Raw genomic sequence first — 22,449 nt, forward strand, 5'->3', positions numbered from 1 at the left:
ATTATCTGCCTCCTTTGTCTAGTGTGAAATCAAGTTGAACTGTCATGCCAGGTTGTTTAAGGGCTTTGCCATCAACAATCTTTGGCTTGTACTTCCACTTTTTAAGTGCGCGACGAGCTTCTTTGTCAAATAAACGTTTAGGTTCAGCTTTGATGACTTTAACGTCTTCAACACCACCTAACTCGTTAATCGTAAAGCTAAGCTGTACCCAACCTTCTTTACCATCACGTGCCGCTTTAATTGGATACTGAGGCTCAATTCGAACGATAGGTGTAGCATCACCATCTCGTGTCATCATGTTGCCTAGCTTAAATCCAGTGTTTGCACCACCGGCTTCAACTCCACCCATGTTAAATGACATATTTGTATCAATGTCAGATGAACTATCTGGTGGCGTAGTATCCGGCTTTGGCGGCTGCTCTGGGGGTGTAGGCGGTTTAGGCTTAACCCTTGGCTTTTTCTGCGCTGATGCATCATCTTTGTTCATGGTGATTTCAATGACAGGTGTTTCTGTCGAGGAATCGTGGCGGGTTGGACCGCCACCTACCAAAAATGCCATGAAGACAAACAAAGCAAAAGTCACAGCAGCACCAATTATCAGTGATACTATTCCTCTCAGCATATTATTCGTTCCCCGCCGATACAGATATCTTATCGATACCCGCAGCTTTAACGTTATCAAGAACCTTAACCACTAAACCGTGTTTAGCTTCTTGGTCTGCTTGAATCAATACTGCAGCCTCTGGTGCTTCTGCAAGCATACGTTCTACGTTTGCAGTTACACGTTCGATATCAACTTGACGGTTTTCCATCATAATGATGCCGGTCTTGCTCACACCAATAAAGATGTTAGCTGAAGGCTTCTTCGTCGCTTGTGACGCTTCAGGCTTGTTATAGTCAAGGCCTGATGGCTTTACAAACGATGTTGTTACAATAAAGAAGATAAGCATAATGAACACGATGTCGAGCATCGGGGTCATATCAATCTCAGCTTCTTCTTCTACGCTTGAATGCTTTCTACGTGCCATGTTCAATCTCTCTCTAGTGGTGCGGCATGCTGTCTTTTAGCTTCGCTAAACTGATTTTCATTTTTGCATCAAGACGCGTACTAAAGAATACGCCTGATAATGCTGCAACCATTCCCGCCATTGTCGGCATGGTCGCCATTGAAATACCAGCTGCCATCATACGAGCATTACTCGTTCCATGAACTGCCATCACATCGAATACTGAAATCATACCGGTTACGGTACCTAGTAGGCCTATCATAGGACAGATTGCTACTAAGGTTTTAATAATCAGCATACGTGCCGTTAAATCTTGCTTCGCTTGGGATACCCAAGCTTCACGGATGCGGTGTGCATACCAAGAGGTTGAATCCTCTCGTGCTTCCCATGCGCTTATGATTGCTTTGTGCTCTTTTGGTGATACCCAATTTAGATACCAGTAGCGTTCAAGCATCAATACCCACATAACAAACAATACACCAGCCACTAACCAGAGGACGTCGCCTCCGGAGGCCATGAAGCCCCTGACGGAATCCCAGATATCCATCAGGAATAACATTAGGCTTTCCTCTTCTCAGCGTGTGAAGCAACAATACCTGCACTTTGCTCTTCAAGCACTTGTACGATTGACTTGCTACGTGCAATAACAACTGCATGCATAAGCATTAGTGGTAGAGCAGCAACTAGACCTTGAACCGTTGTCATCAGTGCCATAGAAATACCACCAGCCATTAGCTTAGGATCACCAGTACCGAATAGCTGGATGCTTTGGAAGGTTGCAATCATACCAGTTACAGTACCAAGTAGACCCATCATAGGTGCGATAGCCGCTAGAACCTTGATGATAGAGATACGCGTCTCTAGTGCTGGAGTTTCTTTCAGAATTGCTTCATCAAGTTTCAGCTCTAGGGTTTCAACGTCTACATCTTTGTTGTCTTGGTAAGCTTTAAGTACACGGCCAAGTGCGTTGTTACCTGGATTCTCGATATTCTTACGCTGAGCCTTAACCTTAGCACCGACAACACCTAGAGTGACTAGACGCTCGATTGAGATTAATGCACCAAGAACAAGTAGACCGATAATGATATAACCGATTGTACCACCCGCTTCGATACGCTCTTCAATGGTTGCTTTACCAGTGAAGATATTAAGCAGCGTACCTCTGATAGGATCGATATAAAGCTTTGATACACCAGATGTTGCAGCTTCAAACGCAGCGATAGGCTTTGTTTGGTAACCGTCAGGCTGCTGTGAAAGTTCCTGTACTAGGCCAAGCTCTGCGTTGTAAACAACATACTTGCCATCAGCTAATAAGTTAAATGGACCAACACGAGTAATGGTTGTGTTATTCACGCTACCATCGATACCCGTAACTGAACCTTCAAACTTAACAACTTTTCCAGACTCAGCCATTTCAAACAGTGCTTCTTCCCAGAAACGCTCTAGCTCATCAATTTTTGGAAGTTGCTTACGTGCACCAAGGTCTGCAATAAATACATCACGACCAGGATACTGTGCCGAAATGTTTGAGCTTGCTAGTTTGCCAGCGAAATCGCCCGCATCACCTTTAACAACACCAAACATCTCTCCCAAGTCACCTTGAGCAGTTTTTAAGTCTTCTTCTAACTGACCGATTTTACGCTCGTTATCCAAAAACGCTTGGTTTAAGTCTTTTCCGCGTTGACGCTCTGCTGCTAAAGCATTCTTTTCGCGCTTTAGCAATGCAGCTTTATCGCCACGTTCATTTTTAAACTCTTGCTCACGCTTTGCGTTTGTCTTAGATGCATTAGCACGATCAACTTTTACTTGGTTAAGTAGTTGGTCGATTGTTTTTGGTGCATCTGCAGCGCTAGCAATACCGGCCGATAATGACAGGCTCGCAGCAACGATTGCTGTAGTGATAAACTTCTTCATTATTGTGCAGCCTCCGCAGCAGGAATTGGTAACGAGAATAGATCCGGTGCGCCCTGTTTACGAGCGATACGGATACCTTTAGTTAGTTCGCGTAGGTAGCTATCATCTAGCGGATCCCAGCCTTTAGTTTCATCGTTATACATCCAAGCAGACTTACCGTCTAAGCTTTGTGCATATAGTGCAACACGACCTAGGTTAAAGAAGTCTACAAGTACTTCTTTACCGTCAAGCTCTAGCTGACCCGTTTTAACTGCAACGAAGCTGCCGTATTCACGCTCAATAGAATAAGCATCTAGAATTAGACGATACTTTTCAGCAAGCGTTACTTCTGCACTATTTAGAAGGTTTTTAAGGTTGTTAACACGCTCAACACGTGTTTCAGTGTTAAATGGAAGATCAAGAGCGACAAATTGCTCTAGAGCATCAACCATCTTGAACATCAATGGCACTACGCCTTGACGTAATGCATCAACGCCGTTGATGTCACCTTGAATAGATTTCATGGTAGCTTCTTGGTCTGCAACCAGACCTGCTACGTAATCGTTATAAGATTTTAGTGATTCACGTTCATCAGCAACTGAACCGTACTCGAACAACATGTCCTGAGCCTGGTCAAAATACTTATCAACTTTTTTCTGAGACGTTGCAGCTTCAGCGTGAATTTTAGCGTCAGCTTTCTGAGCGTCAGAAAGAGGATCGGCAATCACTAAGTTGCTGCCTGCTAAGGCTAGTGCGCCAATGAGCGCTGTAGCGATTTTTGTTTTATTGCTTACCTTGGACATAGTTCCCAACCAATTTGAAGTGATTAAAAAAGCTTTAACTTATCGACAACAGGGTGCATGCGCTTATTTTGCTTTAGTTCCCTATTGCCTAAGCCTGTCTTTCTATTGTGATTGTTAATTATTATCTTCCCTTTTCTACATCTTCGAGGATGTAGACCCGCTGGCATCATTTCACAAAATGTTGACCTGTGTCAACATTTGAGCAAGCCCAAAACTTGTGAAAAAGGAGTCTAAAGGATGAAAAAGCAACCGAAGGCTGTTTTTTGGACAAATGTGTAATTGAAATATTAAAAAACTAGCGCGATGCAACCCCAAGTAAAACAATTAAAAGCTTGTTATTTATAACGTTACCAACAGATAAGCCAACAGCACACCAGTTAACAAGGTGTTAACAATTGGGCTCGATATTAAAACGATTTCAACTACATCGACACACGAACATCCAGAGCAATCATTACCCAAACCCGAGAATCAAAAATGAACTATAAAATCAGATCCTCAGCATCAAAGAACAACCAAAGATTAATTGATAGAAGTAAGCTACTCGACAGTCAATTTTAACTTTAATGATGTTTTAAGACTTTGCAACCCTTGAAAATTATGATGTCATCCGATGACTATGCTCTAGCTTTAATATCAAAAGCTATCGTCGTTCGTTCACTTTCCTCAATCAACGGATTAGTACCATGCCACATATAGGAAGGAAAAATAATCAGACAGCCAGGTTCAGGTTTAACGCAAAAGTCAGGCTCTAAATTCAACCACCGGCTTAATTCAGGCTGACCTAAATTCAACCACCCCTGTCCATTTCGATTTACAACATCAGGAACTTCTACATAGTAACAAGCGCTAAATGTGCCTTCACTATGGAAATGATTTTGATGGTGCCCACCTTGCCTCAGCAAAACAGACCATGATCCAGCAAAGGAAAAACTCTCTGATATATTTTGTAAGTATACGCCCTTATCTTTAGAAGATAGTCCGTTCAGAAAGGTTTTGACCTCAATAGCTATCTCCTCTCTTAGCTCTTCAACTAACTTTATATTCATATTAAAAAGCTGCCCTTGAGTTTGGGTACCTTTTCTTAACGATTGATCTATGGGGTGATTTTTCGTCTTATGTAATATGTCTAGTTCCATTTTTAGTTTCTGATTAAAATTACTATCAATGATAGAAGATAAAGGTATAAATTTTATCAAGCTCTGATAATTATACAGTTGCCCGTATTCTTTTACATTACCGTTTAACTTTAGGCTTGTCGCAAGTAATGCTCTTCCGCCTTGATTATTAGGATATAACTCAAGCAAGAGCTTTGAGACTCTTACAGCGTCTGAAAACTGATTAAGGCACAAGTAAGTTACAGCTTCTTCATATAAAGCTGGAGCAAGAGTCTGGTCTTGTAGATGAATGCTCTTTAAGGTTTTTAATGAGGCTTGAAAATCTCCAAGCTCTCGTTCTAGGTGCCCTTTAATCATTAGCGCCTCTGTATAGCTAGGACTACTACAAAGAAAGACCTCTATCTTCCTAAGTCCCAATTGTAATTCATCATTTTTTATAAGTTTCTTAACTAACTCGATGACTAAACTATTTGCAGGGTCAGACTCACAGGCTAGCAAATAATATCTAAATGGTTCACTCATACCGTTTAACCAAAGAAGGTTAAAAAGTACATCATGAACATGGTGATCGAAAGGAGTTTTCTCTAGCATAGTAATCAGTACGCTCACAGCGTTATTTATTTTACCAAGCCCTTGTAATACTTTCGCATATTCAAATGAGTAATCTCGATTATCAGGTGATAATTCGATACATTTTAAAAGAGCAACTTCAGCAGCTTCTTTATTATCTTCTTCATACAAAGACGCTAGAGAGTAGAGCACTTTAGCAGTATTCGGGAAGTTGACTAAAAAATCTTGGTAAATGGATATAGCCAGTTCTCTATTATTCATTTGTACTAAACACTGTCCATAGCCTAAACAAGCATCTGCATGTGACGGGTTAAGTCTAAATGCTTTTAAATAAGAGTCCCTAGCCTCTTCGTAAGAGCCTGTAATCTGTTTTGCTCTTCCTAAGTTATAATGAGAATCAAAGTAATTAGGGTCAATATCTATAGATTCATTGAGTAGCTTTTTTGCCTTTGAATATAACTGTTCATCTATAAGCATGTTTGCGTAGGTACAAAAATAGCCAGGATGCTTATGTGCGCTGATCAATTTATCAAAAAAGATCGTACTCTTTTGTATCTGTTTCAGTTGCCTGTAGTTCTGAGCTATAAATAGCAAGGAATTAGGCTCTCTTGACGCAATGCTATGAATTGGAAGTAATAAAGAAAGTGATTCTTGGTGGAGCCCTTTTTTATACAAGCCTATACCTGTATGTAGATTTTGATTAGCACGAGTTCGATCCATATTAAGTACTCGGTAGTTACATTTCACGGTTCAAATTTAAACCCACCTCAAGACGGACAGACAGTGTCATAAAAAAGGCCAGCATATGCCTGGCCTTTTTATCTCGAACGACTAACAATTTAGAAAGTTACATTAACTCTCGCATACCAATACTGACCAGCAGTATCGTACGACACAGGAATAGTGTTCATATCTTGGTTGTTAGTAATATAAGGCGCTTCTTCATCAAACAAGTTCTTAATACCCATAGTTAATGAAGTATTATCAAGAACGAAGTAAGTAGCTTGGATATCATGATAGAAAATTGCATCTGCAATATTATCTAGGTTATCTTCACTTGCGAAGTAATCTTCACCTTCAGACTGATAACGAGTCTGCCAAGTTACGCTCCAATCGTCCATTGCATAGTTTAGAGTCAAGTTGGTACGCCACTGAGAGAATACCGCAAGTGTCGTTTCCCACTGATCCGCAGCAACTTTACCTGCTGTTTCAACTTGTTCAGCCCCATCAAATGGTGTGTAGTTATACTTATCTAGGTAGGTACCATTAAGTACTGCACCGAAATCACCAGAACCAATTTCTGTATTATAAGAGATATCGAAATCAACACCGCTTGTTTGGAACGTTGATAAGTTAGCATTTGTAAGAACAACGCCAGCAACGGGACCTAATGCGGTACGGTATGGAGATGTTGCGTGAGGAGCATCACCGGTACGTCCTGGACCTTCAACAAAGTCACATAGTGGGCTAGAGAAGTTTGCACTTTCCCAACAACCTGATACGACATTATCAGTACCTGCCGTACCAATACCATTAGTGATTTCGATATCGAAGTAATCAATACCGATACTGAATCCACTGTCATGGCTATAAACCATACCAACGGTCAAACTATCAGACTCTTCAGGCTTAAGATCCGGACTACCACCAACAATGGTACTTGACTGGTTAGAAGATAGTTCGAAGTCTCCTGGCAGACCTTCAGCTGCACAGTTAGCTTTAACTGTCGCACTTTGGCTTCCGCTTCCATATCCTTCACATGGATCGTTATAAGCTAAGTTCGTTTCAGATTGTGGCGAAAATAGTTCTGACACGCTTGGTGCACGGAAACCAGTAGCTAACGTAGAACGAAGTAGTAAACCTTCGATTGGAGCCCATTCTAGACCAAACTTAGTGTTTGTGGAGCTATCGTCTAAGAAATCAAAATCAGAGTAGCGAACTGCAGCCGTAAAGCGTAGAGACTCAGCAAAAGCTACACCTGATAGAATAGGGAAATCCATTTCTGCATAAAGTTCATCTACTGAGTATTCACCTTCGGTAGCTTCACCTGCCACACTATAGATCTGGCCAATTGAAGCTGCGCCATCCGGAGTGCTTGAGTATTCTTCCCAACGCTTCTCATAACCAGCACCAAACATAACCTCGCCGCCAGGAAGTTCTAGTCCAAATAGGCCACCAGAAATGTTTGCTTGTAGTTGACGAGTCTCACCACGAACGATTGGAGAGTTCGGAACGAATGCGTAGTTGATCATATCTTCTGTGAGCGTACCCGCTTCAGTAATATTCCAAATTCCTGGACAGTCAGAATCAGCATCACATAGCGCTGGATCAAGTAACGTATCTACACGGTCAGGGTTTACACGACCTTCATCTAAACGCGCATCAACGTATCGAGCGAAATTATAAGAAACATCCCAGTCAAAGTCATCGAATACAACGCCTTCTAGACCCGCAACCATTCTGTAATCAGAAAAATCCTGTGTAAATGCACGACCAGCAGTTTCACGTAAACGACGAACTACGAAAATATCTTCCCCTACAGGGTTGTAAGGGTTAGTTGCTGGCATAGTTGGTCCCCAGAAAGTCCCCTCTGGTGCCATAAGCTGATCTGATTTACGGTTTGTGAAACCACCTTCCATGAAGGCAGTTAAAGTATCTGAAATATCGAAATGACCCGAGCCATTAATACTAAATACTTCTTGAGGAGTTACCATGTAACTAGTTGTTGCATAGTTAAAGCCGTCAATTGCTTGGTCAAAAGGACGAACTTCACCAGTCACAGGATCTTTTACATGACCGCTGTAGTTATCATTGAAGAATTGACCATATGGGATGGTACCAGAACCACCACATACTTTCTCGCCATCTCGCTCAAATATCGGGCATTCAGAGAAATCACGATCACCCTGAAGAATTTTCTTACGGTCTGTATACTGAAGAGATAGTACAACGTTACTGCGGTCGGTTGATGCCCCAGTTGTCATAGATAACAGTGACTTTTCACCATCACCTTCACTTGTCGTATCATATTGCGCTTGGAATTGAACACCTTGGAAATCTTGCTTAGTAATAAAGTTAATCACACCCGCAATAGCATCTGAACCATAAATTGTCGATGCGCCATCACGTAAAACTTCCACACGTTCAACATAAGCAGTTGGAATTGAGTTCAAATCGCCAGAAGCGAAACGGCGTCCGTTAATTAGAATAAGCGTACGACCAGAACCTAAACCACGAAGCGATGCAGTTGCGAAACCACGGCTACCATTGTTAACTGAAGAACCTTCAGCACCACCGTTAATAGCAGGAATAGTCTGTACGAAATCCTCCATTGTAGTGACACCTGTTGCGGCGATATCGGCTGCTGAGAAAACTGAAATTGGACTAGCGGTTTCAAGGTCAGTTCTCTTAATACGTGAACCAGTAACTTCAATACGTTCAACTGAATCTTCTTCTGCAGCGTAAGCAGCAGGAGCGGTAAATGCAGCTGTCATTGCACCACTAACAAGTGCTAGGCGCACTGAGTTTGTTAGAAAGTTATTCTTATACATTGTAAATCTCCCTGGACTCTCTTTTATTTTTTTAGCAACACGCTTATTAATAAAAAGTTGCACATTTGCGCATTTGCACACAAATAAAAACACACTGGAAACATATTTACAACATTTGAAACGCGTGAAGCGCGTAATGTTACAACTAGATGGGGAATGACCTCATTTAGGCAGGTATTGCTTGAATTTGCTGCAAGTGCTGCTGGCTAACTTGCTCTATGGATTTTAGAAATAAATGTTCATGTCTAGCTTCATACCACCATTGACTAATAGACAAATACAGGGAAATCAAATTCCCGAAAAAACAATGTGTTATTTAAAAGGTGAGTCGCAAAAGGATTAAAGCTAAAGCTCTACAACTTGATTTATTTTGATCGCAACAGATGAGAACAAAACAAAAGTATTAACCAGAAAAATTGAATGGTTAACTAGTTGTAGAGGCTATTTTTGTTCGGAATATGTTTAAATATTAGGTAGGAGGGTTGGAGGTGTAAACTATTATTTCCAGCTAACCATGTCTGAACAAAACGGATAACTATTAAGTAAGCCGTTGATTTTAAACAACATAAGCATTCATTAAAAGCAAAAAGGTGTTGAGCGAAAAAAAATATTGAAAACAAGTTAAATGAGCACTTTTCAAACAGAATCATGAATTATCTGTTCAACAATGTGGATACCAACACTAAACAGTTGAATATTACCGAGCCCGAAGCTCTTCAACATTTCCACGTTCAAAATACAATTTTCCAATCATTTATAACTAGATTGAATAAACAGATGAATACTCCAACAAAGTTGAAGCCAAAAAAAAGCGCCTTAAGAGGCGCTTTAATCACTTTAAAAGAGACTTATTAAAGTGTGTAACGGATACCAATTGCGATACCGTCATCTTCAGAAACTTCCATCGCAGCTTGTTGTTGCTTATCAGCGCTAGTGAAGTCACTAAAATCTTTACGACCTTCTATATAAAGAACTGTGCTTGAGTCCCAAACATAGTGAACGCCAGCAACGGCAAACTGACGCTTAAATACATCACCATTGTAAGCCGCTTCGTATTCGTCGCCTGCTTCTAGGATGTTATAAGAAACGAAAGTACGGATACCGTTATCGAACTTGTAAGATGCGATTGATTCTAGACCCCATGCATCTTGGATCATACGGTTTAGGTTATCAGTATCGTGGAACTCTTGCTTGTTTACGTTAAATGCTGCGTATACACCTTCACCGCCCCAGTTACCCCAGCTCGCACCTAGACCATAGATAGAGTCAGTTTCAGTTAGACGCTTACCTGTTGAAGTTGTTGCTTCAAACTCGCCCAAGTTGAAACCAGCTGTAACTACTAAGTTTTCAGTTACGTTGTAAGTCGCAGAACCACCGTATGTGTTGTTATATTCAACTGTTGTTACAGCATCTGAATTGTTAACACCTGCTACTTTAGCTGGTGATGGGAATATTGCGCTTGCACCAGTAGCAGTTTCATTTACAGTAAACTCGTCCTGCTTTAACTGAGCTTGTAGAGCAAAGCTAAAGTCACCGAATGCATTACGGTATTGAACAGTTTTGTCGCCGCGACCCGTACCGTTTACAGCACCGTCAGCTTTGTTGTATGTGTAAGTACCTGACGCGTTACCATCCCATACGAAGCCGTAGTTAGTGTTATAAACTACGTCATACCATGCGCCCCATTGCTTACCAATAGTGATAGAGCCGTATGTGTCGTGTGCAAGACCTACATAGCCTAGACGGTTATTTAAGAAATCACCGCTTTGAGATTCTAATGTGCTATCGCTATTGTAAACAATGTCGGTATTACCGAATGGGTTAACACCCCACTCTAGTTTTGTAAAAGCTTTCCAGCCATCAGTCATCTGGCGAGTAAACCCGAAATTAATACGTGAAGCGCCATTAACCACTTCTGTAGCACCTTGAGTGTTGATGATACGTGCATCAACATAACCACCAATTTCTACTGCGTTTTTGTCATCTTTATAAACTTCAATTGCTGATGCTGTTGGTACAAATATCACTGCGGCTAAAGCCGATGCTACTAGAGTCTTTTTCATTTATTTGCCTAACCTTAATGTTGTTCAGTCTGCTTCATTCTATTTGTCTTCCTTTCCGTTGTTTTCTTTCTATCCTGATAGAATTCGAGATTAACAAAAGATTAGTAATCACTCAAAGACGAACATCACACTATTTGCCAGATTTTGCACCTAATTAACTAGCAAACACACAATGGACAAAGGATTAAACCATTCTTTAACATTTAATTAGCAGTAAATTAATGAGCCCCGCCTTAAATTAACGACATCTGATTTGTCGCAACCTCACTGAAACTGGTTTTCAGAATTGAAAGGATAGGCTCGGCGATTGGCTCTAATTGGCGATAAAGATAATAGTCGTAATCAATTAAACTCGACGTTTGTTCAGCGGGTTCAGCGCCATTTAACGTCATGACATATTCAATTCGTGCCCCACGCTTGGCAAAGCGTTGATCTTGAGTGATGTCACATAATGCACGGGCAACTTTTAAATGCGGCGCAGATTTAGCCGTATAATCCTCAAGGTTACGTCGCAAATGCTTAGTAAAAATAAGCTCATCATCAAGCTCACCGCTGTGTAGCCTATCGATAATTTCTCTAAGGTAAGTTTTTACATCCAGATGCAGAAACAAGCGCTCGTAAAGTTCATATTGAACCCGCCGTGCTAAGGGGGACCAATCACTACGCACCTGCTCCATCCCCTTGAACACTAATCCTAACTCCCCCGTAGTTTGGCGCTTTGTTCCAACATAACGTTTCTTAGAGCCTTCTACTGAACCTCTTAGTGTCGGCATGAAGAATTGTTCAAAATGGGTTTCGAACTCTAATTCTAAAAAGCTCTCTAACTTAAACTCTTGAGTCAGTTTGTCGCGCCATAATTGATTTACTTTGGCAGCTAAAGATTTGCCCGTTTGTGCAACCTCATCTTGCTTAAAGTCATCGCCTAACCAGACGAAGGTCGAGTCAGTGTCACCATAAATAACCTTATAGCCTTCTGCCTCGATCCAACTTCGGGTTTGCTTCATGATTTCATGACCACGCATGGTAATCGAACTCGCAAGCCTTGCATCATGAAACACACAGCCCCGAGAACCTAGCACACCATAGAGGGAGTTCATGATGATTTTTATCGCTTGCGATAAAGGACCATCATTATGCGCCTTAGCCAGCTCTCTTTGTTCAGACAAGTTTTTGATCAGCATGGGGAGAATTGGCTTTTCACGACTAAACTGAGCGCCAAGAAAGCCGCTAACAGTTTGCTCTTCTGCTTGCGTGAGCCCTTCTACCAAGCCCTTAGGATCGATCAAGAATGTACGGATAATAGAAGGATACAGACTCTTAAAATCTAACACTAAAATATGCTGATATAAGCCCGGAACCGAGTCCATCACATATCCACCGGGGCTCTCTATGCCATCGCTGGCGGGTTTACTCGGCGCGACATAACCCGCGCGGTGCAAGTGAGGCAGGTACAAGTTATTAAATGCCGCCACCGAGGCCCCAACTCGCCCCAGTTCAAGACCTGTCAACTTGGCTCGTTCAATCGCAAAATCAAATAGGTGCGTTTTTTCAAAAATATCCCACACCAGTCGACAATCAGTGAGGTTATAGTGCGCCAGTGCAGACTTATTGTTTAAAAAGAGATCGTTGATTTCATCCATACGATTATCAACATTGTGAATAGCCTTACCTTCATCTAGCAGTGCTTGTGAGACGAACTCTAATGAATAGCGGTCGAATTGATAAAAAGCCGCTTTCAGCCAATCAATTCCATCTAAAACCACTCGTCCTGGTAACGAAAGCGTTTCAGGCCGATATTTATCTTCGACCTTCCAACCCAGAGGGTGATTATCACGCCCTATGGTTAATGCAATACCATGGTGTTTAGCTCGGCGATAAAGCAGTGCGAGATCGAAAGACACCACTGACCAGCCAATAATGATGTCGGGATCGTACTCCTGAAACCATGCTATAAGGCGAGTGATTAGTGCCGCTTCGTTCTCCACCCACTCAATGTAATCTTGCTTGGTCTCTTCCGCCTCGCCAACCATAATGACCTTTTGATAAACGCAAGCATCTGTCGTTTGGCCATACAGCCCTACGGAATACAGCTCCCCAGAGAAGCTACACTCAAAATCTAAAGAGATTGCATTGAGCTTTATCGACGAAACAGCCTGACGCGCTCGGCTGGCGATAAACAGTGGCTGCTTTTGAGGTAAAGAGTCTCCGGCTGTTTCAACAAAATGACCATAAAACTCTGCATCTAAAGCGATAAAACGTTCGACCAGAAAGCGATGCTCCACTTTGATATCTGACTCGAACAGCTCTATATCGAGATCTTTCGCTGCTCGATTCAAATTCCGCTGCTGACGACCATCGACACAATAGAGTGCCTCAACGGGCGTGTTCGCAAAACTGTTAAGCGCGACCGAGCTTCGGCGAACGCCTCTAAGATCAGGGCTAGCCAATAACGAATTTGCATCAGCCTCATGCACAAAACACACATGTTCTTGGTTAGGGATTTCAACTGTCACCGGGCCGTTCTCAGTCTGGACAAAATACTGCAAGTTCAGGCAACCTTGACGGTTAATCCCGTGGCGGGTTAGCACTCGCCCCTTGATAAGTTGTGGTTCAGCCGCAGCAGGTTTCATACTTTATACTCAATTAAATACACTATTAATCACTAAACGCTTCTTAGGCTAAGTAATCACTGTTATTATGTACAGCACTATTTATTAGCTTAGTGCATTCATGTTATCCGCAGACGTTAAAACTCAAATTCGTACTATATATAAAGGCATTTCTAACTCTTTGCCTAACTTTCGCCCTCGCCGAGAGCAGAACTATATTGTTGCGGAAATATCAAAAACGCTTGCGGGTGAGTACGACAAAAATCGCCGCATTATTGTGGTTGAAGCGGGCACAGGTATCGGTAAGTCGCTGGCTTATATTCTGGGCACCATACCACTAGCACTCGCGAGTAAGAAAAAGGTTTGTATCGCCACCGCTACTGTTGCCCTGCAAGAACAGTTACTACATAAAGATCTGCCATTTTTCCTGCAACAATCTGGACTCGACTTTACCTTTGGCTTAGTTAAAGGCCGCCAACGTTATGTCTGCTTATCTAAACTAGAGATGCTCGTTGGCCCAGATAACAGCACTCAAATGGCGATGTGGCAAACTAAACCCGACCAAAGCCAAGTGGATATGCTCGAAGCTCTACTTAAGGATTACCACTCAGGTGTATGGAATGGCGAGCGCGACACGCTAACCAAGCCGATCCCCGATCATTTGTGGCAGCAGATAGCCTGTGATAAGCACAGTTGTCATCGCCAACTTGCCAGCCACCGTAACTGCCCTTTCCACAAGGCGCGAGAAGATATCGACACTTGGGATGTACTGATTGCCAACCATAGTCTGCTTTTTGCCGACTTAGAACTGGGTGGCGGCGTTATTTTACCGGATCCAGAAGATCTGTTTTACGTTATAGACGAGGCGCATCATCTTCCTATTGTTGCTCGAGACTTTAGTAGCGCACAGGCAACGGTGCGTGGTGCAAACGACTGGCTTGAAAAGCTCAGCAAGACCACCAGCAAATTACAAAACCAAATCAAGAGCAATAACATTATTGCTCCAGCACAAGCCATGCTGGATCATATTGGTGATATCACAGGCCTGTTAAACCAAGTGGCCCAGTTTTGTGATACCCAATCGGCAAAGTTTGATAATCCAGAAAATCGTTTTAGGTTCGAACACGGCAAGTTACCGTCAGCTCTATTAGTGCAAGCCGAGAACCTTGCGACTGCATCAAATGTTGCGCTAAAGCAGTTTAATAAGATGCTGAGCTTACTCAACGAAGCAATAAAAGACGGTGATATTCCAAAGCATCAGTCGGAAGCCTTGCTATCTGAAACAGGCTTTATGTTGCAACGCTTAGAGAACCTGCAGAAACTTTGGAAGATGATGGCCAAAGAGGATAGCCCCAAAGGTGCCCCTATGGCCCGCTGGATTGAACAGCTAACCGGTAAACAGTCCGATTACCTGTTTAACGCTTCGCCCATCGAGGTCGGCTTTATGCTGGAAAATCTGTTATGGGATAAAGCTGCAGGCGTAGTCCTGTGTAGTGCGACACTAAGAGCGCTAAATAACTTTAACCATTTTACCCATCAAGTTGGCTTGTCCATCAATGACGGGAGTCGTTACTTAGCCTTAGACTCGCCGTTCGATTTTGAACAGAACGCGACGCTCTTCTTACCGAAAATGGACAGTGAGCCAACGGATGATAAATATACCGATGAGCTAGCCAAGCATATTATCGCTTTGGTGGAAGATGAGATGGCGAGCTTAGTTTTATTCGCCTCATACTGGCAGATGGAAAAAGTGGCCGACTTGGTCGAAACTAAGATTAAGACAGGCCTGCTGATCCAGGGAACGGCACCAAGACAAGAGATCTTAAAGCAGCATAAAGCTCGCTGCGATGAGGGCAAGCCGAGTATTATTTTTGGTACTGGTAGCTTCTCGGAAGGACTCGACTTGCCGGGTGACTATCTGACAAACTTGATCATTACTAAGCTACCTTTTGCGGTTCCAACCTCACCGGTTGAACAGGCGCACTCGGAATACATCAAAATAAAAGGCGGAAACCCATTTTTACAGCTGACTATTCCCGATGCTTCACGCAAACTGGTGCAAAGCTGTGGTAGATTATTACGTAAAGAACAGGATTACGGTCGGATCTCAATTTTAGATCGACGTTTAGTGACTAAACGTTACGGTAAGTCTTTACTCGATGCCCTACCGCCTTTTCGCCGTGTGATTGAATAGGACAAGTTTTGGATTTACTTCTAGACCCTAGTAGCTGGGCCATACTCGCATTAGTGGGATTTATTGCTGGATTTATCGATGCCGTATCGGGCGGCGGTGGGTTACTGTCGATTCCAGCATTACTCACTATGGGCGTGCCTCCTCACCTCGCGCTAGGAACGAATAAGCTGGCCGCGAGTTTTGGCTCATCGATGGCGGCTTACACTTATTATAAGCAGAGGCTATTTTCTCCCTCTTTGTGGTACCACACCTTTATTGCCACCTTTATTGGCGCAGTGATGGGTACCTTTATCGTTTATCTTATCGATAATCAATGGCTAGAAAAGTGGCTGCCTATCATGATCATCGCCATCGCTCTCTATACCCTGTTTCAACCTAATGCTATGGGCGATAGCAACCATAAAATTCCGCAGAAGCCAAAAAGCAAAGTCAAACAGTGGCTGCAGGGATTACCGCTGGGTTTTTACGACGGCTTTGCAGGACCAGGTATCGGCGCGTTCTGGACAGTATCGAGCACTGGGTTACACAAACTGCCTTTGCTATATAGCTGTGGACTCGCTAGAGCCATGACCTTTACCAGTAACCTAACCTCCTTAATTATTTTTATCGCAGTAGGCAAGGTGAATTTCGCCATAGGTTTGTCTATGGGTATTTGCATGATGGTTGGCTCTTATATCGGTGCTCATTCGGCAATTAAGTTTGGCCTGCCCTTTATTCGCCCGATCTTCATTACCGTTATACTATTAATAGCAGCGCAGTTAGTTTGGAGTGCTTGGTTATGACAACCGACCAATTAGTTCAAAAGCTCAAGTTACAACTCAAACAACTAGAGCAGGAAGTATTGCAGCACGACTCTCGCTTGCCACCGGGTCAGCGAAAGATGATGCAGGATGTCGAGCGTTTCAATAATGAGCTATTTATTCAGGTAGGCAGCCAACTCCAACCATGTATCGACCAACTCGCGAAAAATATCGCCCAACTAGAGCAGCTACTCAAGGCAAAGCGCTCGCCTTACACCATAGTGTCGAGCTGCGAGAAAATACAAGATAGATTCAGCGCTCTCAGACGCGCTCTTTCAACCACAGGCATTAACATTAAGTCGATTGAGCAAGAAAAGCGAAGCCGCAGATCCTATGCAATTAAGCGTGGCATTAAATCTCATAACGACAGTGGCTTCAGTTGGATCGCCTCCAATGTGATGCAAAATAGCCATCAACTCTATGAAGAACTTAATAAACATTTGAACTGGGCTAAGATTATTGAACAAAAAATTGAAAATTTGCAATCTTCACTTGAAAACTGTCATAGTGCTGACAAAATCAAACTGCAGAATGAAATCCTTTCGCTGCACAGTCGTCTAGGTAAGTGTCGGCAAGCTACCAGCTATATTGAAGATCGCATCCAACTATTCGAGCGACCTTTTAAGAGTCAAAATCGTTAAGGAACAAAAATGAAACCACGTTTAACCGTTACCGCACTTCTTGCTCTATGTGGTTCTTCAGCAGCCTTTGCCGCTGACTTCAACATCCCAATGGCTTTCGAATACATCGCAGTTGATGGTCAAGAGGTTAAGACTAGCCTTTTCAATCATAAATCTGAGATTGAGCTTGATAAAGGCACTCACAAAATCGCCATCCGTTATAACGACTTAGTAGAAGACGATTTCAGCGACAGCGAGAGTAATGTAAAGTCTAACGCCTTTATTGTGACTATCGATGTCGACGGTGATTATAGCTACCAGCTAAAACCTGCCGATGGCGAATTTGTCAAAAACCCAAAAAGCTTTGCTAAGTCGCCACAAGTTGTAATTACTCGTGAAGACAAAGGCACCGTTAGTTACAAAGTCACGCAGACTAACATAAGTGAAGAATCTTTCGTGTCTCGCTTATTCAGTGGTAATGATGCCACCGACGTCGATGCCGAAGCCGCTGTTGCTACAGGCGCAGCTGTTGCCTCTGCAGCATCAGTGCCTACTGCACCAGTAAGCAAGCCATCACCCGCTGCCGCAGCGACCATGCCAGCTGTTGCTGCTACAAGTCCAACAGCACCTGCGACTTCAGCTGAAGATGCAGCCAAAGCCGAGCAGATGCTGCAATATTGGTGGTTACACGCCGATGAGCAGACTCGAAAAGAATTCATGAGCTGGGCAATTAAACAGCTGTAGTTAGCAGCGGCTCTACTCTAGATTTGAGTATGATCCCTCTAATCTATCACGCCAGCTACTCTAAGCTGGCGTTACCTTCTACTCATCGCTTTCCTATTACCAAATACCAGGCTCTATATGATTACCTGCTTGAGCAAGGTATTGCAGAGCCATCGCAATTTATCGCCCCAGAAAGTGCCTCAACTCAAAACCTTAAGCAGTTACACCAAGCCAGTTACGTCGATGATTTCATTAATGGCACCATTGAGAGTAAAGACTTACGCCGAATTGGTTTTCCGTGGAGCAAAGCGTTAGTTGAACGAACATTATATTCGGTAGCTGGCACCGCACTCACCTGTGAGCAAGCGATAACCCATGGCTGCGCTATTCATTTAAGCGGCGGTTACCATCACGCCCACCAGCAGTTTGGTAGTGGCTACTGTATTTTTAACGATCTTGCTTTAGCCGCTAATGCTAGCTTGCAACTAGACCATATTGAGACCGTGCTGATTTTCGACTGTGACGTGCACCAAGGTGACGGCACTGCCACGGTTGCACAATCATTAGAACAAGTCATCACTTGCTCTATCCATTGCCAACAAAACTTTCCCGCACGAAAGCAAGTATCAGACTATGACGTAGAACTCCCTCAGGGCACCCAAGATAAACACTACTTAGAAGCAGTCAGCCAAACACTTGCTTACCTTATACGCCTGCATAAACCCGATCTGATCATCTACGATGCCGGAGTGGATATTCATAGTGATGACAACTTAGGGTATTTAAATATCAGCACAGATGGGATCTACGCGCGAGACTTAGAAGTCATCCACCAAGCTAAAACAGCGCAAATACCCATTGCGTGTGTCATTGGAGGGGGCTACAGTAAAGAGTCAACACAGCTAAGTGTGCGTCATAGCCAACTGTTTATTGCGGCTAATAATATCTGGCAGTCAGCAAGTTAAACCTCATGTAGTGGCTTTATTGCCATCAAACAAGGAGCGTTATATGCAATTAGAGATAAGAAACTACTACGAAGTGCTACTACTCGAACTGCTTTCTGATGAAGGCTTGCTAGACGAACTCCCCGAAGATTATTTAGCCGATCTATGTTGTGTCACTCTCAACCAACTGCCCGTACGCTATATCAGGCATTTAGTCGACACCTACTTCTTTGAAGACTACAACGAACTACATCAGATGAAGGCCGAAATTCAGCAAGCATTAGAAAAATCACGCGCGTTCTTAAAAGAATCTAATAAGCAGTAGTCGCTTCGCAGAGTTTGAGCCACGACTTTTCGCACGTTTCAAAATATCACAAAATTGTCTGAGGTCTTTTAATAATAGGGCCTCAGCTAGTTGCCCCCTTCCCCTTTCGATGACAGACACAAAGGCAAACCTTTAGCTTTATTCCTTTAACCTGTAGACATAAACACTAAAGCAACCAAGGCCCAGACCTAAGAATCACTAGGTTCAACAAACCAGCGTTAGATGTCAGCATCATAAGTGACCACCAGCCAGTATCAACAAGTTATCCGTAGGCTTTAGTGAACTGACAATCATTAATGACGCTTTATAAAAGATACGACGATTAAAGCCCAATAGGGAGCTGCTTGATATTGAACGAGCAAGGATCTGCAGCAGGGATGCTGTAGTTAAGCCCTCAGGGATGAGTTCATGGCGTCTTGCGGAGTCAATATCCTGCGGCTTGAACATTCAGAGCCAAATTAAGAATCTAATTTAGATACAGGTTCAGGACAAGCTAATGCGATTGTTCAGGTGAGGTGGTACACACGAATTGTACAACTAGGGCTACTTATATGAAAAACACGATATAAAACTGAAAAGGTCAGTCAAACTAAAATTAAAAACAGAATGAAAACAAAGAGATATATTTGAGGTGTTACAAAAAGGGGAGTTTTGGAGGCTCCCCTAGAGCCGCGTTTTGAAGATATTAACCACATGAGTCACTTGCTGCGGTTGCTCTCTTCCAAAGAGGAGACAACTCAAACAAGCTGCCATTGCAGAAGACGCGAGGTAAGCACCCATTAACTAGTTCAGAAATGACCCAAGTTGGGTTAAGTCGTTAATGTCGCACTATATGTATCACTCATTTATACTCTAGACAAGTAGATCGGTAGACAGTTTAATGTATATATGAAGCTGTAACTGCATTATTACGGCAGCTTTCATTAATTATAAGTAACCATTAAACTCCCACAAACCATAATCCACAGCTCTTCCATTTTTACATTGAAGGTAGTCAGCAACTTTGTACCAGCTTAGGTCGAGATGGAAAAGACTTACTTCCCTGTGATTTTCCAGAACATCAATAATTCGTACAGTTGCTTCAACCAGACCCTCACTAACAATGACTTTACTTTCAAAGTCTTTTAAGACCTCTTTAGCCTTTCCGACTGCTTCAGTTACCAAAGTCCGATTTAGAGTATGGAAGGTTCCCAATGCATAAACGTATCCGTCTAATATCTTATGCAGGTCAGGTTTAAAATCTTCATGCTTTAGAACTTTATCTAAAGCTCTTTTATCGGATTTAAGTTGAACGAGAGGAGCAACTTTATTCATGTCAATTGGAATGGAGAAACTTGAAACAGCCTTATCCTTCAGATTCGCTCTAGAGATACCCGATCTAAAGTTTTCTACAGGCAACAAGTGATGTTGAACAACATTTCTAAGAACACCTCCAAAGGTGTAATACAAATTATTTTCATAGGCTACTTTTCTTTGCCTTACAACCTCTGCATGTCTTTGTTTATCTTCCGTCAGGTTAAGAACAAAGGACTTAGTTTGATTTTCGTAGCAATGCTTATCGAGATAGAACTTACTTAAGTTGAATAAATTAAAGGCTATTCGGTTTAAGTTACTGCGCAATTCATGCATTTCTTCATAGCCACGGTGACCACCACTTCTCAGTATTCTTATATTTGACTCCTTCATTTTGCCTTTGAAAGACGTGAATTCCTCCATGATCTGGTCATACGTTATTTCCATATCGAGCATGTCTACGAGTGTCTTGCGCGCGCAGGTCACTTCATCAAAGATATCCTCATCTAAAGGAACCCTTATCTCTTCAAATATCCCATTATTAATACAACCAATTACAGCCATTTTCATTGCTCAATACTCTCCTCCATTATATCTCAGAGACTATATACAGGATTAGGCAATTGAAACAGTTAGTAAGCAATTAAGTTACTCTTAAAATATCACAAAATTGTCAGAGGTCTTTTAAACACCCTCCACTATGGTTCCTATCGCTAAGGCTTAGAATTCAATACCACGAGGCTCGGCCAACCAGCGTTAGATGACTGCATCATTAATGATTAAATAGGGCACGGGCTGTTTCAGCCCAATGAGGAGCAGCTTGATATTGAACGAGCAAGGATCTGCAGCAGGGATTAAGCCCTCAGGGATGAGTTCACGGCGTCTTGCGGAGTCAATATCCTGCGGCTCGAACATTCAGAGCCAAATTAAGAATCTAATTTAGATACAGGTTCAGGACAAGCTAATGCGATTGTTCAGGTGAGGTGGTACACACGAATTGTACAACTAGGGCTACTTATTGAAAAACACGATATAAAACTGAAAAGGTCAGTCAAACTAAAATTAAAAACAGAATGAAAACAAAGAGATATATTTTAGGTGTTACAAAAAGGGGAGTTTTGGAGGCTCCCCTAGAGCCGCACTCCGGCACATGAGTCACTTGCTGCGGTTGCTCCCTTCCAGGCCTGGCCGAGTTCACAAGTTATCATTGCGGAGGGACCCTAGGGTCACCATAGATTTCTTAAGGAGTGTTACTCCAAAGAACGGCTGCATTATCTATCATGCATCCCCAGCAATCAAGTGATTATCACCTAAGTTTAGTAAGATATGGTTCAATCGATGATTCTATAAACAAAAGCCCTTAAAAAAGGGCTTTTTCTGTGTGAGTTAGCTAAAAATTTACAAACTCAATTGGTTTCTGTTTTTCTCAATCAACTTTTCACCAATCCCTTTGACCTCAGTTAGCTGTTCGACAGAACTGAAATTACCATGGGTTTTACGATACTCCACGATTGCGGTAGCCTTAGCCTGTCCAATGCCGTTAAGCATGGAGAGTTCTTCAGCGGTTGCACTATTGATCTTAATCAGCTTAGATTGAGTGGCTTGAGACTGACTGGTTGGCTGAGAGGATGGTTTCTCAGCGGTTGTAGCCTCTGCAACAGGGAATATTAATAAACTAGAAAGGCATAAAACAGACAAAAACACTTTATACATAAAAATCTCCTTTTATTTATCCTTAAATGTATGGCCGCAATCCTTTTTCCTTGGCCACGGTTCTAATGTAGATCATCAGCTCGCTTTTCGCCAATAACCGACAACCATCACACCCACAAATCAACTAAAGAGATCGCGATCACATTAAAGATATATTCATTAACTTTCAGCAGCTTGTTGCACTAAGGACATTAATCGCTTTTTGACCTAAAAAATTCGGAAT

General features: G+C 42.5%; 19 protein-coding genes and 1 other RNA gene. 6 read left to right on the top strand and 14 right to left on the bottom strand.

Annotated elements, in window-relative coordinates; genetic code table 11:
• Position 1 precedes the first annotated feature (1 nt).
• From Q1A86_RS11240 to Q1A86_RS11280, 9 genes are all read right to left on the bottom strand, one after another.
• Complete coding sequence (locus Q1A86_RS11240; protein ID WP_299806540.1) at positions 2–622, bottom strand: energy transducer TonB; 621 nt, start codon at positions 620–622, stop codon at positions 2–4.
• Between the two features lies 1 nt (position 623).
• Entirely contained in the window at positions 624–1,028 is a 405-nt protein-coding gene (locus Q1A86_RS11245; RefSeq protein ID WP_028768254.1) for a biopolymer transporter ExbD, read from the bottom strand.
• Between the two features lie 13 nt (positions 1,029–1,041).
• On the bottom strand, positions 1,042–1,566 hold the full coding sequence (locus tag Q1A86_RS11250) for a MotA/TolQ/ExbB proton channel family protein (protein ID WP_299806542.1): 525 nt from the start codon (positions 1,564–1,566) through the stop codon (positions 1,042–1,044).
• Positions 1,566–2,921 carry a MotA/TolQ/ExbB proton channel family protein gene (locus tag Q1A86_RS11255; protein ID WP_299806544.1) on the bottom strand — a complete coding sequence of 452 codons (1,356 nt, stop codon included), beginning with the start codon at positions 2,919–2,921 and terminating at the stop codon, positions 1,566–1,568. Before Q1A86_RS11255 ends, Q1A86_RS11250 begins: the two co-directional genes overlap by 1 nt.
• Positions 2,921–3,703, bottom strand: a complete 783-nt coding sequence (locus Q1A86_RS11260) for a DUF3450 domain-containing protein (RefSeq protein WP_299806546.1) — start codon at positions 3,701–3,703, stop codon at positions 2,921–2,923. The genes Q1A86_RS11255 and Q1A86_RS11260 overlap by 1 nt, the downstream gene beginning before the upstream one ends.
• Positions 3,704–4,320: 617 nt before the next feature.
• Positions 4,321–6,111, bottom strand: coding sequence for a putative 2OG-Fe(II) oxygenase (locus Q1A86_RS11265; RefSeq protein ID WP_299806548.1), 1,791 nt, complete (start codon positions 6,109–6,111; stop codon positions 4,321–4,323).
• Between the two features lie 119 nt (positions 6,112–6,230).
• On the bottom strand, positions 6,231–8,942 hold the full coding sequence (locus Q1A86_RS11270; protein WP_299806550.1) for a TonB-dependent receptor: 2,712 nt from the start codon (positions 8,940–8,942) through the stop codon (positions 6,231–6,233).
• An 851-nt stretch (positions 8,943–9,793) separates the two neighbouring features.
• Positions 9,794–11,005, bottom strand: coding sequence for a porin (locus tag Q1A86_RS11275; RefSeq protein ID WP_299806552.1), 1,212 nt, complete (start codon positions 11,003–11,005; stop codon positions 9,794–9,796).
• A gap of 233 nt (positions 11,006–11,238) precedes the next feature.
• Positions 11,239–13,635: a DNA polymerase II gene (locus tag Q1A86_RS11280; protein ID WP_299806554.1), complete on the bottom strand. Its 2,397-nt coding sequence runs from the start codon at positions 13,633–13,635 to the stop codon at positions 11,239–11,241.
• Between the two features lie 100 nt (positions 13,636–13,735).
• On the opposite strand from Q1A86_RS11280, the gene dinG reads away from it, so the two are divergent.
• Genes dinG through Q1A86_RS11310 form a run of 6 tightly spaced genes read left to right on the top strand, consistent with a single transcriptional unit; the run spans position 13,736 to position 19,220 of the window.
• A complete protein-coding gene (gene dinG / locus Q1A86_RS11285; protein WP_299806556.1) occupies positions 13,736–15,808 on the top strand; it encodes an ATP-dependent DNA helicase DinG in 2,073 nt (690 codons plus the stop codon).
• A gap of 8 nt (positions 15,809–15,816) precedes the next feature.
• Positions 15,817–16,590: a TSUP family transporter gene (locus Q1A86_RS11290; protein ID WP_299806558.1), complete on the top strand. Its 774-nt coding sequence runs from the start codon at positions 15,817–15,819 to the stop codon at positions 16,588–16,590.
• Complete coding sequence (locus Q1A86_RS11295; protein WP_299806560.1) at positions 16,587–17,249, top strand: primosomal replication protein; 663 nt, start codon at positions 16,587–16,589, stop codon at positions 17,247–17,249. The genes Q1A86_RS11290 and Q1A86_RS11295 overlap by 4 nt, the downstream gene beginning before the upstream one ends.
• 9 nt (positions 17,250–17,258) lie before the next feature.
• Entirely contained in the window at positions 17,259–17,972 is a 714-nt protein-coding gene (locus Q1A86_RS11300) for a DUF2057 domain-containing protein (RefSeq protein ID WP_299806562.1), read from the top strand.
• 29 nt (positions 17,973–18,001) lie between these two features.
• Positions 18,002–18,916 (top strand): histone deacetylase, encoded by a 915-nt coding sequence (locus Q1A86_RS11305; protein ID WP_299806564.1) that lies wholly within the window; start codon positions 18,002–18,004, stop codon positions 18,914–18,916.
• Positions 18,917–18,959: 43 nt separating this feature from the next.
• Complete coding sequence (locus Q1A86_RS11310) at positions 18,960–19,220, top strand: late competence development ComFB family protein (protein WP_299806566.1); 261 nt, start codon at positions 18,960–18,962, stop codon at positions 19,218–19,220.
• A 231-nt stretch (positions 19,221–19,451) separates the two neighbouring features.
• On the opposite strand, the gene Q1A86_RS11315 is transcribed toward Q1A86_RS11310, so the two are convergent.
• From Q1A86_RS11315 to Q1A86_RS11335, 5 genes are all read right to left on the bottom strand, one after another.
• Positions 19,452–19,667 (bottom strand): hypothetical protein, encoded by a 216-nt coding sequence (locus tag Q1A86_RS11315; protein WP_299806568.1) that lies wholly within the window; start codon positions 19,665–19,667, stop codon positions 19,452–19,454.
• A 480-nt stretch (positions 19,668–20,147) separates the two neighbouring features.
• Positions 20,148–21,083 carry a hypothetical protein gene (locus tag Q1A86_RS11320; protein ID WP_299806570.1) on the bottom strand — a complete coding sequence of 312 codons (936 nt, stop codon included), beginning with the start codon at positions 21,081–21,083 and terminating at the stop codon, positions 20,148–20,150.
• Positions 21,084–21,269: 186 nt separating this feature from the next.
• Positions 21,270–21,428, bottom strand: a complete 159-nt coding sequence (locus Q1A86_RS11325) for a hypothetical protein (RefSeq protein ID WP_299806572.1) — start codon at positions 21,426–21,428, stop codon at positions 21,270–21,272.
• Between the two features lie 212 nt (positions 21,429–21,640).
• An RNA gene (gene ffs / locus Q1A86_RS11330) (signal recognition particle sRNA small type) lies at positions 21,641–21,737 on the bottom strand.
• Between the two features lie 174 nt (positions 21,738–21,911).
• Positions 21,912–22,226 (bottom strand): ComEA family DNA-binding protein, encoded by a 315-nt coding sequence (locus Q1A86_RS11335; protein WP_299806573.1) that lies wholly within the window; start codon positions 22,224–22,226, stop codon positions 21,912–21,914.
• Positions 22,227–22,449: the final 223 nt, after the last annotated feature.

It is taken from the genome of uncultured Shewanella sp. (assembly GCF_947497935.1).
Taxonomy (GTDB): Bacteria; Pseudomonadota; Gammaproteobacteria; order Enterobacterales; family Shewanellaceae; genus Shewanella.

What these genes read in the sequence shown, in the direction of transcription:
- Q1A86_RS11315 (WP_299806568.1), bottom strand. Translation starts at nt 19,667, where the DNA reads ATGTTCAAGCCGCAGGATATTGACTCCGCAAGACGCCATGAACTCATC.
- Q1A86_RS11265 (WP_299806548.1), bottom strand. Translation starts at nt 6,111, where the DNA reads ATGGATCGAACTCGTGCTAATCAAAATCTACATACAGGTATAGGCTTG.
- Q1A86_RS11320 (WP_299806570.1), bottom strand. Translation starts at nt 21,083, where the DNA reads ATGAAAATGGCTGTAATTGGTTGTATTAATAATGGGATATTTGAAGAG.
- Q1A86_RS11280 (WP_299806554.1), bottom strand. Translation starts at nt 13,635, where the DNA reads ATGAAACCTGCTGCGGCTGAACCACAACTTATCAAGGGGCGAGTGCTA.
- Q1A86_RS11300 (WP_299806562.1), top strand. Translation starts at nt 17,259, where the DNA reads ATGAAACCACGTTTAACCGTTACCGCACTTCTTGCTCTATGTGGTTCT.
- Q1A86_RS11250 (WP_299806542.1), bottom strand. Translation starts at nt 1,566, where the DNA reads ATGTTATTCCTGATGGATATCTGGGATTCCGTCAGGGGCTTCATGGCC.
- Q1A86_RS11240 (WP_299806540.1), bottom strand. Translation starts at nt 622, where the DNA reads ATGCTGAGAGGAATAGTATCACTGATAATTGGTGCTGCTGTGACTTTT.
- Q1A86_RS11335 (WP_299806573.1), bottom strand. Translation starts at nt 22,226, where the DNA reads ATGTATAAAGTGTTTTTGTCTGTTTTATGCCTTTCTAGTTTATTAATA.
- Q1A86_RS11255 (WP_299806544.1), bottom strand. Translation starts at nt 2,921, where the DNA reads ATGAAGAAGTTTATCACTACAGCAATCGTTGCTGCGAGCCTGTCATTA.
- Q1A86_RS11245 (WP_028768254.1), bottom strand. Translation starts at nt 1,028, where the DNA reads ATGGCACGTAGAAAGCATTCAAGCGTAGAAGAAGAAGCTGAGATTGAT.
- Q1A86_RS11305 (WP_299806564.1), top strand. Translation starts at nt 18,002, where the DNA reads ATGATCCCTCTAATCTATCACGCCAGCTACTCTAAGCTGGCGTTACCT.
- Q1A86_RS11260 (WP_299806546.1), bottom strand. Translation starts at nt 3,703, where the DNA reads ATGTCCAAGGTAAGCAATAAAACAAAAATCGCTACAGCGCTCATTGGC.
- Q1A86_RS11310 (WP_299806566.1), top strand. Translation starts at nt 18,960, where the DNA reads ATGCAATTAGAGATAAGAAACTACTACGAAGTGCTACTACTCGAACTG.
- Q1A86_RS11325 (WP_299806572.1), bottom strand. Translation starts at nt 21,428, where the DNA reads ATGTTCGAGCCGCAGGATATTGACTCCGCAAGACGCCGTGAACTCATC.
- Q1A86_RS11270 (WP_299806550.1), bottom strand. Translation starts at nt 8,942, where the DNA reads ATGTATAAGAATAACTTTCTAACAAACTCAGTGCGCCTAGCACTTGTT.
- Q1A86_RS11295 (WP_299806560.1), top strand. Translation starts at nt 16,587, where the DNA reads ATGACAACCGACCAATTAGTTCAAAAGCTCAAGTTACAACTCAAACAA.
- Q1A86_RS11275 (WP_299806552.1), bottom strand. Translation starts at nt 11,005, where the DNA reads ATGAAAAAGACTCTAGTAGCATCGGCTTTAGCCGCAGTGATATTTGTA.
- dinG (WP_299806556.1), top strand. Translation starts at nt 13,736, where the DNA reads ATGTTATCCGCAGACGTTAAAACTCAAATTCGTACTATATATAAAGGC.